The following is a 13,636-nucleotide window of genomic DNA, read 5'->3' on the forward strand; positions in this document are numbered from 1 at the left end:
TCGGAACCAGGCTTCCGTCTCATGCTGTGTCTGTAAGGGCTATAACGCTGCCCAAATAATCCAGCTCATCGGTATTCATTCTGCTTCCTTTTTCCGTATCAAAAAAGGTATACAATTCACCGTCAACAAATATCGAAGGCGGCGGATCAGCTTCCAAGACATATTCTGTGGAAACTGAAGGTGTCGGTGTGCCTGTGAAAACATTGCTATAAGCTAATTCAAAGCTATGCATTTTTTACAGCAGAAGTGATTTTATAGGTGTTAAGTTTAATTTTATATATTAATCGTCTAAGTCCACTTTATTGGTAAATGACTATATAGTCATTTTTTCTTCCTGACACTCCAAAGGTTCTTTATCATCCCTAAAGCCTTTAAATACCGGCTGGCGCAACATGCCCTTTTCATTGGGCATAAACTGAACCATACATACAAGCTTGGGTTTAAGCCAAACGGCATTTTCATTGCCGGGGGGAACTTCGGCAAAAGGAGGGGAAGCCATGGTTTCGCATTTTAATAAATCTTTATGCCTTACTCCCATGGTTACATGGCCTTTGTATATCAGTTCATTTCCACGGTATTGGCCTAAAATTATGCTTGTTATCCCTTTTTCCTTTTCTATATAGCCGCAGACTACAAAATCCATATCCTTCAGGAATTTGAACTTAATCCAGTCTTTTGTCCGTTTATCAAAGTAATATTTGCTGTCTTTTTTCTTTGCGATTACACCTTCCAGATTCCTTTCTTTTGCTATTTCGAATAATTCTATGCCTTTTTCCGGAATGTATCTGCTTACGGCAAGTTTCGCAGATTCGGTAACAGTTTCGGACAAAATGACTTTTCGCTCCGTTAAGGGAAGATGGATAAGCTCTTTGTCTTTCAGGTAAAGAATATCAAAGGCTACGAAAGAAGCAGGGTATTTGTCCGATGAAAGCTTAATTTTAAAATTGTTGGAGGTTAAGGCCCTTTTTTGAATTTCAAAAAAATCAGGGGATCCGTTTTTTAAAATAACAAGTTCACCGTCAAGGATACAGCGATATTTAACATTTTTAAATATATCGCTAAGTTCCGGAAATTTGGGAAGAAGCCGTAAGTTTCTTTTGTTTCTTAGTTCTGTATCCTTATCAAGATAAGCTATACATCTAATTCCGTCAAATTTAAGTTCATATATCCAGTCGGGGTCGTTAAACGGCTCTGTCATTTCCGAAATCAGCATGGGTTTTATATTTTTTTCCGTAAAAAGGTCCATTATGCTATATCACTCTTTTTATTTTTTTGCATATCCAAAGTTTTTTGCAGAGCCTCCATAAGGTCAATAACGTTGCCCGGCTCACCTGTATCTGCGGCAACAATATCTTCTCCCCTGATTTTTTGCATTATGGCATTTCTTAGCCGTTCCTGATATTCATCCTTATATGCAGTGGCATCAAAAGGTTTTGTAAGTGAATTTATCAATGTTTTAGCCATAGTAATTTCCGCTTCGTTTAATTCTACTTTAGGAATTTGCTTAGGCACAGGAAGTATTTCGTCATGATAGAATAAGGTCTTTGCTATCATTCCTTCCTGCGTGGGATATAATACCAAGAGGTTTTCCTTTGTACCTATAACCGTTTTTGCAAGAGCTACCTTCCCTTCCGATAACATGGCGGTCCGAAGCAGCTCAAAGGCTTTTTCTGCTCCGGTTTCCGGAATTGCATAATAGTTTTTCTCATAATAAATCTGGTCTATTTCGGGCAGGTTTACAAACTGAATAATATGAATAGTCTTGTCTTTTTTGGTCTTTATTTTCTCCAGTTCTTCATCTGTCATAATAACATATTTGCCCGGCTCATATTCGTATCCTTTAATTATATCTTCAGATTTAATTTCCTTATTGCAACTGGGGCAATACTTTTTGTATTTGACCCTTTCCCTAGTATCTTTGCATAGTTGATTAAAATGAATATCATTGTCCCTGGTGGTATTATAAAGACCGACCGGTATATATAATAAGCCCAGTGATATGGCTCCTTTATGCGAAACACCCATAAAATCACCCCGTTTTTTAATATGTTTAACAGTTATTATTGCTGAAAACAGAAAAAAAATACCTTTTAAGCAAAACGGTATCCTTAAAACTTATAAATAAGCATACAATTTATAGGTTTATGATAAACGTTTCTGTAAATTTAATAAAAATTATATTGTAGTACTAGGTTTGATATTGTATATTGGTAAAAGAAATACTTATGAGTGCCATTAAAATTAAGAGGTGGTTTATATGTTTAAATTGCTGATTATAGCTGCGGTAGTGCAAATTTAATTTCAATTTTTGGACCGATATTCTTTAAATTTCAATTTAGCTGGTTGTTGCTTATAAACAGCGTCTTATCTGGCATTTTATTTATAGCTGTTGCTTTGTAATATCTAATCAGGAAAACATATTGGGAAGACTAGAAGACAGGAAGAAAAATTGAGTAAATTAATATCCGGCAACAAAAAAGTATGTAAAAGGTGTAATTATTCCTATGATTTGGATTACAAATCGTGCCCGAACTGTGGTAATATGGAGACATAATTAAAAGAGTAAAACAGCCATATTCTGATAATGGAAAGCGACAAATTCATTCTTTAAATTGATATAACTGACGGAAGACATAAACATATGGAAGGAGAAATTAATTATATGGAAGCAAAAGAATACATAATAAAAACCTTACAGACTTTGGTTAACATACCAAGCCCTTCAGGCTTTACAAAAAAGGCAATAGAATTTGTAAAAGGGGAAGCGGAGCGTTTCGCCTATGCCTGTGAAATAAATCAGAAGGGCGGCTTAATTATTACGATAGAAGGCAGAAGCAATGAAACCGTAGGCTTGACTGCCCATGTAGATACCCTGGGGGCTATGGTCCGTTCCATCAACAGTGACGGTACGTTACAATTTACTATGGTAGGCGGTTACACCATGCACAGTGTAGAAGGCAGCTATTGCAAAATTCATACCAGGGATGGCAGGGTATATACGGGGACAATTCTCATAAAGAGTTGCTCGGTTCACTACCATGATGATGCCAGAACAATGGAGCGGACGGAAAAAAACATGATTGTCCGTATAGATGAAATTGTTAACAGTAAAGAAGATGTCCTGGCTCTTGGCATAAACAGCGGAGATTATATAAGTTTTGATGCTGAATTTGAATATACCGAAAAAGGTTTTATAAAATCAAGACATCTGGACGATAAGGCTTCTGTGGCAGTTCTTTTGGGAGTATTGAAAGAAATGTCAGAAAATAAGCTGGTTCCGGGTAAAAGAACTAAAATATTAATAAGTAATTATGAGGAAGTCGGTTTCGGAGCCAGTTGGATACCGGAAGATATATCGGAACTGGTTGCTGTAGATATGGGTGTCATAGGGGATGATTTAAACGGATCTGAATATAAAGTATCCATATGCGCAAAAGATTCATCCGGCCCGTATGATTATGAATTGACAGGAAAGCTTATTTCCCTTGCTAAGGAAAACAATATAGATTATGTGGTCGATATTTTTCCTCATTACGGATCGGATGTATCGGCTGTTTTAGGCGGAGGAAATAACATCAGAGGGGCTTTAATCGGCCAGGGAGTTCATGCTTCACATGGAATGGAAAGGACTCATATAAAAGGCATAGAAAATACTTTTAAGCTTGTAAAAGCTTACCTGGACTTAAGATAATACATGATATTATATAAATGTGCTATAATTTAGATTAAAAATCATATAAGGAATATTACAGATACACCTGTTGGATACTTGCTTTTGAAAGGATGTAAGATATATGCCTTGACAAAATGCCGGTATTACAACAGGTGTTTTTTATTATAAATTTATTTTTGAATTGGATTTAGTTATTGGTTTATATATAGGCGTCCTGTTTAATTATAGATTTGATTTATGTTTGATACAGCCTGTTTACTGTCAAAACATATAAATAGTTATTATAAATAGAGTTATTTTTACTTAGCAGAAATATAAATTTATTTAAATTTTTAAAATATATTGACAATAATGTGTTTAATTGCTATAGTGTATATAAACGATATATACAATATAACAGGAAGTGAGAATAATGGGATGAATATTATAATTAGTAATTCCAGTGATAAGCCCATATATGAGCAAATTACATCGCAAATCAAGCAAATGATTATAAGCGGAGACCTTCAGCCGGGTGACCAGCTTCCTTCTATGCGGATGCTTGCAAAGGAATTGAGGATTAGTGTGATAACCACAAAACGGGCATATGAGGATTTGGAACGGGACGGTTTTATTTATACGATTGTAGGAAAAGGCAGCTTTGTAGCCGATAAGAATATGGAATTTGTCAGAGAAGAACAGCTTCGCATAGTGGAGGAACACTTAAGTAAAGCCGTAGAAGGAGCCAAAGCCGGAGGAATAAGCCTGGAAGAATTACAGGACATAATCAGAATGATTTATGAGGAGGAATAGCATGAATGCCTTGGAATTGGTAAATGTAACAAAAAGATATAATAATTTTACTCTGGATAATATCAGCTTCAATGTACCTAAGGGCGCCATCATGGGATTTGTGGGTGAAAACGGAGCAGGAAAGACCACCACTATTAAAGCTATTTTAGACTTAATTCGTATAGACAGCGGAGAAATTCGTATTTGGGGGCATTCATCAAAAAAACTGCCGATGGACTTGAAAGCACAGATAGGAGTTGTTTTTGACGGAAGCAATTTGCATGAGAATTTGACTGCAAATAATATAGCCTTAATAATGAAGAATATTTATCCGAATTGGGATCAGAAGGTTTTTAGTGATTATTTAAGAAAATTTCAGCTTCCAAATGACAAAAAGTTTAAGGATTATTCCCGCGGAATGAAAATGAAGCTTTCCATAGCAATAGCTCTATCCCATAATTCTAAATTATTGATTTTAGATGAAGCCACAAGCGGGTTAGACCCTATGGTAAGGGACGAAATTTTGGATATTTTTCTTGATTTTATTCAGGAAGAGGATAACACCATCTTATTGTCCTCCCATATTATAAGTGATATTGAAAAAATTGCCGATTATGTGACTTTTATTCATGATGGGAAAATAGTTTTCAGTGAAAATAAGGATGAATTGGTTTACAAGTATGGGGTAATCAGGTGTCCGAAGGAAGACGTAAAAAAGATAGACAGAAACTTTGTGGTAGGAATCAGAGAAAACAGTTTTGGAGCTGAAGTAATGATAAATAATGTGGATTTGTTTAGAAGAAGAAACAGGGAATTTATTCCCGAGAGGACATCTATAGAAGAAATTATGCTTTTTATCAGCAGAGGTAAGGAGGCCAAGGCATGAAGGGTTTAATTATTAAAGATTTAATTAATATATTTAAAAATGTAAAAGTAATCTTGCTTTTATTAATTTTTTATGGGTTTATTTCTGTTATGACCGATAATCCGGGCAGTTTTATAGGGGTATTTAATTTATTATTTGCCATGTATTTTTTAAGTACTTACTCCTATGACGAATATGCCAATTGGGATAATTATGCCCTTACAATGCCTGTTACAAGAGAAAAAATAGTACTTGGGAAATACCTGTCTATGCTTTTAGTATCTTTGACCGGATTTATGATTAGCAGCGCATGGATTGTATTAATTAATTATATTAGCAAACAGGATAATATTTTTGAAGGTATTGTAATTAATGCTGCAATCATTGCGGCCGCAATCCTTTTCTTTTCCGTAATTATTCCTGTAATTAATAAATTCGGCATTATAAAAGCCAGAATCTATATAATAATCATATATATGGTACCCTTTCTTTTAGGCTCATATGTATTTGGAAAAGTTAAGGAGATTTACCCGACACCACCGGAGAAATTAATATCATTTATTGAAATAGTAATAAAATACGTTTATATTATTGTTCCATTGTTTTTATTGGTTGTTCTTGGAATATCATATGCATTATCGGTACGAATCTATCGGAAAAAGGAATTTTAGATACATCACCTTTTGGCATTATGTTCATAAAATATTATGTGAACATCGATGCAGAAAGAGGTATAATCATTGTATTATAACCAGGATAATAAAAAAACCGGGCAGGGACCGATAAGATATGAGCAGGTCTTTCCGGGATTTCCTCCGGGATCAGGACCCGGGCAAAGACCTGGGACAGGAACAGGACAGCAACCGGGAATGGGACCCGGACAAAGACCCGGGACAGGAACAGGGCAGCAGCCGGGACCGGGACCCGGACAAAGGCCTGGAACCGGAACAGGGCAGCAGCCGGGAATGGGACCTGGGCAAAGGCCGCCGGGAATGGGACCGGGATTTGGGCCAGGACCGGTAAGACCCGGTGTTCAACCACCTTCATCTCCTCCCGATTTTACACCCCAACTGCCCCGTGAAGAACAGCAATTGCTTTCAGAGCCTTCTGGTTTTCGTGGACCTTTTGGCAGCAGGATAATAGATTTTCGCAGGCGCCCCAGGGATTTTGGAAGATGCTTAAATCGTTTTACCTATATATGGATGGTTAACGGCAATAATTTTTGGTTTTATCCGGTATCAATAGGCAGAAACAGCATTGAAGGATTCAGGTGGCGCAGAAACAGATGGGATTATGACAGGTTAAATATCAACAGAATTCTGTTCCATCTATGTTTCTAAAATAATTTTTATAAGCGAAAATTTCAAAGGACACAGGTATAACCAAACCGACAGGTAAGATCCATGTGGGTTGGTAAAACCTGTGTCCTTTATAATTTATATATTCTATTTAATATTTTTATTGCATTTTAAATAAAAAAGCAAAAAAATAACAAACAGTACATACAATACTTTACATAATATCTAAAATTATGTATAATTATATAAAAATAAGTTTGCTGCATGGTGTATTTTGGTTACATATTATAATATTTGGTGTTATATATTTGTAAGAAATATATAAAATTGATAAATTATGATTATAAAATATGTTGTTTACATATTATCAAAAAGGAAAATTTATAGGTAAAATTTGGCGTTTAGTTTAAAAATATTGACGAATTTTATTAATAATTTTATTTGAAGGAGAAAATCATGTACAGAGATATGGAAGTTCGAAATAATAATATCGGAACGGCTATTCAGTATTTCCGCGAATCTTTTCATATCTCACAAAGTAAGTTATGCAAGGGCATTTGCTCTGTATCCACCCTGTCCAGAATAGAAGCAGGGGAAAGAGACGTGGATGCTCTTATTTTAGAAACGCTCTTGGAACGGTTAAGGAAGGTTACGCATCATTTTGAACTGATACTTACAGATTTTGACTATAAGGCCTATATATGCCGGGAAGAAATAAAAAAGAAGATTAAAGATAAAGATATAGAAAAGGCAAGAAAACTAATTCATGAGTACGACAAGCTGACTATAGGCAAGGGTTCACCTCATAGGCAGTTTATCATGGTAAACCGGGCATATCTTAATGAATTGGAAGGTAAAGAGCCCAAAACCACCATTGATTTACTGATGGAAGCCATAACCTGTACGGTTCCTGATTTTAACACCAATGAAATTAGAGATTACTATTTAAGTGTAACGGAATTAAATATTATTCTTGAAATTTTGCAGAGAATGATAGCCCTGGGGATGGATGAAAAGGCTGAAAGAATTCTTAATCAAATAATCGGCTACCTCTATTGGCACGGACAGATGGCCTATGACCGAAAAATTTATCTTAAGGTAGCCGTTATAGCAGGTAAATTTTTTATGAAACATAATAAAATTGATAAGGCCTTGGAGATATGTGATATTACCCTTAAGATGTACAAGGGCAGCAATAAGATGGATTATATTGGTGAACTACTTTATATAAAAGCACAATTATTGGAAAGAAAATTTATCGGAAGTTCAGAGTGGGAACCTGGTAAGAAAACTGATTGTCTGAAATTATATTTGCAGGCATATCATATTTTTGATTTTTGCGAAGAAAAATCGGAGGCTGAAAGTATACGCAAGCATTTGCGGGAGGTGTACCAATGGGAAGATATCGGTTAGGAGATATTATACGGATGACAAGAAAGTCTTTATCAATAACCCAGGAACAATTAAGTGAAGATATCTGTTCTGTGGAGACCTTATCGCGTATTGAAACCGGCAAGCAAAATCCCAGCCGGGATGTATACGAGCTTTTGATGGAGCGGATGGGAAGAGTAAGAAATCGGGCTTATTCCATACTTTCTGTTTCCGATTTTAAGGTTTTGGAAAAGATGCAGTTATTTGAAGAAGCAATTTTGTCTTATGATTATCACAGGGCTGAATATATATTGGAAGAAATAATGAAAAAACCCGGAAACACTAATTTGGATAAACAGTTTATGATACGGGCTAAAAGCTTAATTGATTACAGAATGGGCCGTATAAGCACCGATGAGTTTTTGGAAGAGCTTATAAAAGCAATCCGTATAACCATACCTAAATTTGGGGATATTTCATTGGTTAATTGGCCCCTAACCTATAATGAATCAAATATAATCCTCAATATATCTACAGCTTATGCCGAAAAGCAGGATTATCAAAAGGGGATTAATATTCTGGAAGAAGCGTACAGCGCTATCAAGAAGAGTTATATGGATGAGGAGTTTAGAATTACTATGCAGGTTATTATCCTTAATAACCTGTCTAAATGGTATGGCCTGCTGGGAGACCATCAGAAGGCAATTGATGTTATAAAACAGGGGCTTAAATTATGTAAGGAGTATAAAATAAGCAGTGTACTCCCTAATCTATTATATAATTATGTCTGGAACATGGAGCGGTTAATAGATAAGGGAGTACTGTCAAAGGAGAACAAGAGAGAATGTATTAACTTGTTAAAGCAAGCGTATTATATATCATGTGCTGTGCAATATCCCTATTTGGAGCAATTTATAAGGAAGCATCTACAAGTTCAATATAATATAAATTTATTATAAATTATAACGGGAATGCAACAGAATCTGCAGGAGGTAAATTACTGCAAATTGTTATTTCCTGAGTATCTGCTTTTGCATTACCTGTTACAACAGGAACAACTAAGCCTAAAGCCATAAGCAAGCCACTGACAATAAGTAATTTTTTAAATTTCTTCATATAAATTCCTCCTTTTAAAAAGTTGTTGGTTTATGGGGATGCTTATTATATAGCCGGCTATATCGGGTTGTATTTTGTACAACCTCTATAAGCAATTTTATTATAATATGTATATATATAAAATAACATGGCGTATCTGGAAAATTTTTTATGAAATTTTTCCAAATACGACATGGTTTTTTTAAGCCCTGTCCACTATTATATAATTGGACAAAGCGACTAGACATAAAATACACTACCTCATGAAAGAGAAAATATATGGAGAAAACAACCAAGTCAGAAAGATACCATGATTATATGAATGTCTTATCGGTATCCGGGTTATATAAAAAGAGGTATAAGAACGTAAGCTATCGCCGATCAGATATTTTGAAAAAAATTATAAAGGCTATAAAGAATGATGAGTTTACGCTGTTCTATCAGCCGGAATATGACCTGGAAACGGGAAAAGTAATTGGTGTAGAGGCTTTAGTAAGATGGATTTCTCCTGACAGTAATACCATAATACCTCCTGATGTTTTTATTCCGGTAGCTGAAAAAACCGGGCTGATATTTGAACTTGATCGAATGGTTATCCGAAAAGCATTAAATCAAAAAATGATATGGGAGAGTAACGGCTTAGGACATATAGAACTGTCAATAAATCTTTCAAGCAAAACTATTGAAAGTGAAGAGAATTTCAGATGTATTGAAGAAATAATAAAATCAATCAATGTTGATTATAATACGGTTATATTTGAGATTACTGAAACAATGGTTATCACAAATATAGATTTGACTATGGAGCGCTTAAACAGGCTCAGAGAATACGGTATCAGGTTTGCGCTGGATGATTTTGGTACAGGTTACTCATCCTTAATCCATTTGGTAAAATTGCCAATTGATATTATAAAGATAGATAAAACATTTATAAAATCAATTCCGAATGGCAACGAAGAAACTGCAATTACAAAAAACATTCTTGCGATGGCGCATGATTTAAATTTTAAGGTTGTTGCAGAAGGAATTGAAACTGAGAAGCAATTAGAATATCTGCAAATCAACTCCTGTGAAGGAGGACAAGGTTTCTTGCTTTGTGTTCCACTGCCTTCTGATAAAGTTGTTGATATTATCAGGGGATCAGCATAAAAATCAATAATTAATGTCGAGAGTTTCTGCATTGCCACCTTGTTGGCAACAGGTATATGGGGATAATGGAAGGCTCGTCCCGCAAGGGATGGGCCTTTCCATTTAGTACGCCCGGCATGGGCCTAAGCTAACATAGTATTATAAGTATTTATGAAACAATTAATAATAAAATTAATAATCAAATTTTGGTAAATTACTTGAGAAAAAAAGAAGATTATGTAAAATCACATATAGGACAAGCAATTAATTGGCATTTCAATGATGATGGCGAATATATGCTTACATATTTAAAGAAAAAGAAATATCAAAATAAGGAGATATATTTAATTTGCTATTCTGGTAACAGAGCAGCCAAAGCTTTTAATTTACTGTATATATCCGGTTTTAAAAATATTAATTATGTTAAATTTGGATACGATGAATTTGTTGAAAATGTGGGAAACGAATTTACACCGGCAACCGGTGAATGTAGCTGTAAATCTAATTAAATAAATTAAAGGAGGATTATAATGTCTCAATATGTATATTTACCGGCCAGAGTTAGAAGAACAGAATTTTATGAAGAATGGTATTACTATATTTCTAATGAAGAAAAATGTATCAGAGTTGATGAAATAATAATTTTTTTTAATAAAGATATAAATTATATCTTTTTATTAGCAAAATCAGATCAGAATTTTAATGATGAAGACTATTTTTCATGTGCCATGAATTTGGTACATGATATGATGGATGACAATGGCGATCATATAAATTTTAAATTTGAATATATACTGGTACCTGAAACATTAGATGATAATCAAAAGAAGAAGTTTATTTCAGATAAAAAAGAGGAGCTAAAAAATAATTATCTCAGAAAATAAAATGAAACGAATAAAACAGAAAACAGCATTTTATTTTACATATGACTGTCTGTTATATTTTGTTAGCGGTTAGTTTTAAATGTATCTTTATATGCATTATGGCAATAAAATTGATATGATTAAGTTTAGTATGATTTATACAGGCTTAAAATAGAAGAAGGGCATGCTGCAATCAATGATTATCTGTAACATGCCCTTTTACTTATGGAGTCAATGGGGCTCGAACCCATGGCCTTTCGCACGTCAAGCGAACGCTCGTCCCAGCTGAGCTATGACTCCACAGTATTTAAATTTACTTTATAAATGACAAATGGAGCATAGGGGATTTGAACCCCTGACCCCCACACTGCCAGTGTGGTGCGCTCCCGCTGCGCTAATGCCCCAGTACTACTAAGTATATCAAATCTTTTTGAAAAGTCAATCGGGTAATTTGAGGAATATTTTTACAGACATAGAAAATTGTAAATTCAGATTTGCTTTCTTAAAAAATTTGAATTTACAATTACATCATTTCAATATGAATTAACTTTTATTATTTGTTAAAGTGAATCGACTGCACCCCAACTATGTCCGGAAATATTAAACTTGTTGTCAGGTCTGTTTTGGATTGTTTGCAACATATTTATAACATGAATCATTATAACCTGATTAACGCATTTTCTAAGATCACGGTTCTGGCATTATCTTTTTAGACAAATTTTCTGTATTTGAGTTTTTTGATAATTCATGCATTATTTTAGCGTCCGGTATGTGTATAAATTATTACAGGGGTACTATATATCTGATAGTCCAGGAAAATTTTTATGAATTCATAATGAACTACCATTTTTGGCTGACTTTAATCAATATTTTTTGGAAGCTAGTTAGAATTAATATTATGATTTGATATAGATAATGGCTATAACTGATTATATAAATTTACTAATTTACAATAGCAAGCTTGAGTGTTATTCTACACATAACAAAGAAATTCCGGAACAATTACTGAATCATATAAAATTATAGATATCAGGTCAAGGAGGTTTGGTTATGAGCAAGAAATCATATTCCGAAAGGAAATTTAAATTTGAAACTTTACAACTTCATGTAGGACAGGAGAAACCCGATCCTGCTACAGACGCAAGGGCAGTACCTATTTATCAGACAACTTCGTATGTATTTAGAAACTGTGACCATGCATCGGCCAGATTTAGCCTTCAGGATGCAGGAAATATATACAGCAGGCTTACGAATCCCACTCAAGATGTATTTGAAAGAAGAGTAGCAGCCTTAGAAGGAGGTATAGCAGCTCTTGCACTTGCTTCCGGTGCGGCAGCAGTTACATATGCAATTCAAAATCTGGCACAAAACGGTGATCATATCGTTTCGGCTAAAAATATTTATGGCGGAACATATAATTTATTTGCCCATACGCTTCCTGCATACGGGATTACAACATCCTTTGTTGATCCTTTTAATTATGAGGAAGTTGAAGCGGCAATAAAAGACAACACAAAAGCAATCTTTATAGAAACTTTGGGTAATCCCAACTCTGACGTGGTTGATATTGAAAAATTCGCCGAGATAGCTCATAAACATAAAATACCGCTGATTGTAGACAATACTTTTGCAACGCCTTATCTGGTAAGGCCTATAGAACATGGAGCAGATATCGTAGTTCATTCGGCTACAAAGTTTATCGGAGGCCACGGCACTACTATCGGAGGAATTGTTGTAGACAGTGGAAAATTCGATTGGGAAGCCAGCGGAAAGTTTGAATCCATTACCGCTCCAAATCCCAGCTACCATGGCATAAGTTTTACAAAGGCTGCAGGACCGGCGGCATATATTACAAAAATGAGGGCTATATTGCTGCGTGATACAGGTGCTACTCTTTCTCCTTTCCATTCATTCCTGTTCCTGCAGGGGCTTGAAACTCTGTCGCTCAGGGTAGAAAGACATGTACAAAATGCTTTAAAAGTCGTAGAATATTTGAAAAATCATAAACAGGTAGAAAAAGTAAATCATCCTTCCGTTTCCGAAGATCCGCTTCAACAGCAGCTTTACAAAAAGTATTTCCCTAACGGCGGAGGAACAATTTTCACGTTTGAAATTAAAGGTGATGCTAAAAAAGCCAGGGATTTCATCGATAACCTTGAACTTTTCTCCCTGCTTGCCAACGTAGCTGATGTTAAGTCCCTTGTTATCCATCCGGCATCAACTACTCATTCGCAATTAACAGAAGAAGAATTGCTTGATCAGGGCATTAAACCTAATACCATCAGACTTTCCATCGGTACCGAGCATATTGATGATATTATAGAGGATTTAGAGGAAGCATTTAAGGCAGTATCAAAGTAGCATGTTAAATTATTTTCTATAAATCATTATAAAATTAAAATAATAGTATAAAGTAGTATTGTAATGCCTCCTGTCAGGTAGACAAAGAATGCTTGAAAACAACCGTATTGTTTTTGTGGTTGTTTTCAAGCATTTTTTTATATAATTCCTTATTTATTTAGAATATTACATTATATTAACTTAAATGAAGATAATGTTTTTTTGTGACATT

The 13,636-nt window shown here is 34.8% G+C and carries 15 protein-coding genes and 2 tRNA genes; 11 read left to right on the forward strand and 6 right to left on the reverse strand.

Annotation, left to right across the window (positions count from 1 at the left end):
- Positions 1 to 19 precede the first annotated feature (19 nt).
- From HHT355_RS01285 to ku, 3 genes are all read right to left on the reverse strand, one after another.
- The gene (locus HHT355_RS01285) at positions 20 to 232 is read right to left on the reverse strand and encodes a hypothetical protein (RefSeq protein WP_103201652.1); all 213 of its coding nucleotides are present in this window, start codon (positions 230 to 232) and stop codon (positions 20 to 22) included.
- An 81-nt stretch (positions 233 to 313) separates the two neighbouring features.
- Positions 314 to 1,246 carry an ATP-dependent DNA ligase gene (locus HHT355_RS01290; protein ID WP_103201653.1) on the reverse strand — a complete coding sequence of 311 codons (933 nt, stop codon included), beginning with the start codon at positions 1,244 to 1,246 and terminating at the stop codon, positions 314 to 316.
- The gene (gene ku / locus HHT355_RS01295) at positions 1,246 to 2,025 is read right to left on the reverse strand and encodes a non-homologous end joining protein Ku (protein WP_103201654.1); all 780 of its coding nucleotides are present in this window, start codon (positions 2,023 to 2,025) and stop codon (positions 1,246 to 1,248) included. The genes HHT355_RS01290 and ku overlap by 1 nt, the downstream gene beginning before the upstream one ends.
- A gap of 637 nt (positions 2,026 to 2,662) precedes the next feature.
- Here ku and HHT355_RS01300 point away from each other — a divergent pair.
- The 7 genes from HHT355_RS01300 (at position 2,663) to HHT355_RS01330 (ending at position 8,937) form a co-directional block, all read left to right on the forward strand.
- Positions 2,663 to 3,691 (forward strand): M42 family metallopeptidase, encoded by a 1,029-nt coding sequence (locus HHT355_RS01300; protein ID WP_103202015.1) that lies wholly within the window; start codon positions 2,663 to 2,665, stop codon positions 3,689 to 3,691.
- Between the two features lie 399 nt (positions 3,692 to 4,090).
- Positions 4,091 to 4,465, forward strand: a complete 375-nt coding sequence (locus HHT355_RS01305) for a GntR family transcriptional regulator (protein WP_103201655.1) — start codon at positions 4,091 to 4,093, stop codon at positions 4,463 to 4,465.
- Position 4,466: 1 nt separating this feature from the next.
- A complete protein-coding gene (locus HHT355_RS01310; protein WP_103201656.1) occupies positions 4,467 to 5,330 on the forward strand; it encodes an ABC transporter ATP-binding protein in 864 nt (287 codons plus the stop codon).
- Positions 5,327 to 5,980 carry an ABC-2 transporter permease gene (locus HHT355_RS01315; RefSeq protein ID WP_103201657.1) on the forward strand — a complete coding sequence of 218 codons (654 nt, stop codon included), beginning with the start codon at positions 5,327 to 5,329 and terminating at the stop codon, positions 5,978 to 5,980. The genes HHT355_RS01310 and HHT355_RS01315 overlap by 4 nt, the downstream gene beginning before the upstream one ends.
- A 69-nt stretch (positions 5,981 to 6,049) precedes the next feature.
- A complete protein-coding gene (locus HHT355_RS01320) occupies positions 6,050 to 6,649 on the forward strand; it encodes a hypothetical protein (protein WP_103201658.1) in 600 nt (199 codons plus the stop codon).
- 414 nt (positions 6,650 to 7,063) lie between these two features.
- The gene (locus tag HHT355_RS01325; RefSeq protein ID WP_103201659.1) at positions 7,064 to 8,020 is read left to right on the forward strand and encodes a helix-turn-helix domain-containing protein; all 957 of its coding nucleotides are present in this window, start codon (positions 7,064 to 7,066) and stop codon (positions 8,018 to 8,020) included.
- Positions 8,002 to 8,937 carry a helix-turn-helix transcriptional regulator gene (locus HHT355_RS01330; protein ID WP_103201660.1) on the forward strand — a complete coding sequence of 312 codons (936 nt, stop codon included), beginning with the start codon at positions 8,002 to 8,004 and terminating at the stop codon, positions 8,935 to 8,937. The genes HHT355_RS01325 and HHT355_RS01330 overlap by 19 nt, the downstream gene beginning before the upstream one ends.
- Before the next feature lies 1 nt (position 8,938).
- Here HHT355_RS01330 and HHT355_RS13550 read toward each other — a convergent pair whose 3' ends face one another.
- Positions 8,939 to 9,094 (reverse strand): hypothetical protein, encoded by a 156-nt coding sequence (locus HHT355_RS13550; RefSeq protein WP_158245853.1) that lies wholly within the window; start codon positions 9,092 to 9,094, stop codon positions 8,939 to 8,941.
- Between the two features lie 258 nt (positions 9,095 to 9,352).
- Here HHT355_RS13550 and HHT355_RS01335 point away from each other — a divergent pair, with 258 nt between their 5' ends.
- The 3 genes from HHT355_RS01335 to HHT355_RS01345 all read left to right on the forward strand — a co-directional run bounded on the left by HHT355_RS01335 (position 9,353) and on the right by HHT355_RS01345 (position 11,085).
- Positions 9,353 to 10,222, forward strand: a complete 870-nt coding sequence (locus tag HHT355_RS01335) for an EAL domain-containing protein (RefSeq protein WP_103201661.1) — start codon at positions 9,353 to 9,355, stop codon at positions 10,220 to 10,222.
- Positions 10,223 to 10,419: 197 nt separating this feature from the next.
- Entirely contained in the window at positions 10,420 to 10,710 is a 291-nt protein-coding gene (locus tag HHT355_RS01340; protein ID WP_158245854.1) for a rhodanese-like domain-containing protein, read from the forward strand.
- Positions 10,711 to 10,731: 21 nt separating this feature from the next.
- Positions 10,732 to 11,085 carry a hypothetical protein gene (locus tag HHT355_RS01345; protein WP_103201663.1) on the forward strand — a complete coding sequence of 118 codons (354 nt, stop codon included), beginning with the start codon at positions 10,732 to 10,734 and terminating at the stop codon, positions 11,083 to 11,085.
- 205 nt (positions 11,086 to 11,290) lie between these two features.
- Here the strand turns inward: HHT355_RS01345 and HHT355_RS01350 are convergent.
- Together HHT355_RS01350 and HHT355_RS01355 are read right to left on the reverse strand one after the other, a co-directional pair.
- Positions 11,291 to 11,364, reverse strand: a tRNA-Val gene (locus HHT355_RS01350).
- Between the two features lie 32 nt (positions 11,365 to 11,396).
- Positions 11,397 to 11,468 (reverse strand) — tRNA-Ala (locus tag HHT355_RS01355).
- Between the two features lie 646 nt (positions 11,469 to 12,114).
- Between HHT355_RS01355 and HHT355_RS01360 the strand changes: the two genes are divergently transcribed.
- Positions 12,115 to 13,425, forward strand: a complete 1,311-nt coding sequence (locus tag HHT355_RS01360) for an O-acetylhomoserine aminocarboxypropyltransferase/cysteine synthase family protein (protein WP_103201664.1) — start codon at positions 12,115 to 12,117, stop codon at positions 13,423 to 13,425.
- Positions 13,426 to 13,636 lie beyond the last annotated feature (211 nt).

Origin of the sequence: Herbinix hemicellulosilytica (assembly GCF_002904165.1) — a bacterium.
Taxonomy (GTDB): domain Bacteria; phylum Bacillota; class Clostridia; order Lachnospirales; family Lachnospiraceae; genus Mobilitalea; species Mobilitalea hemicellulosilytica.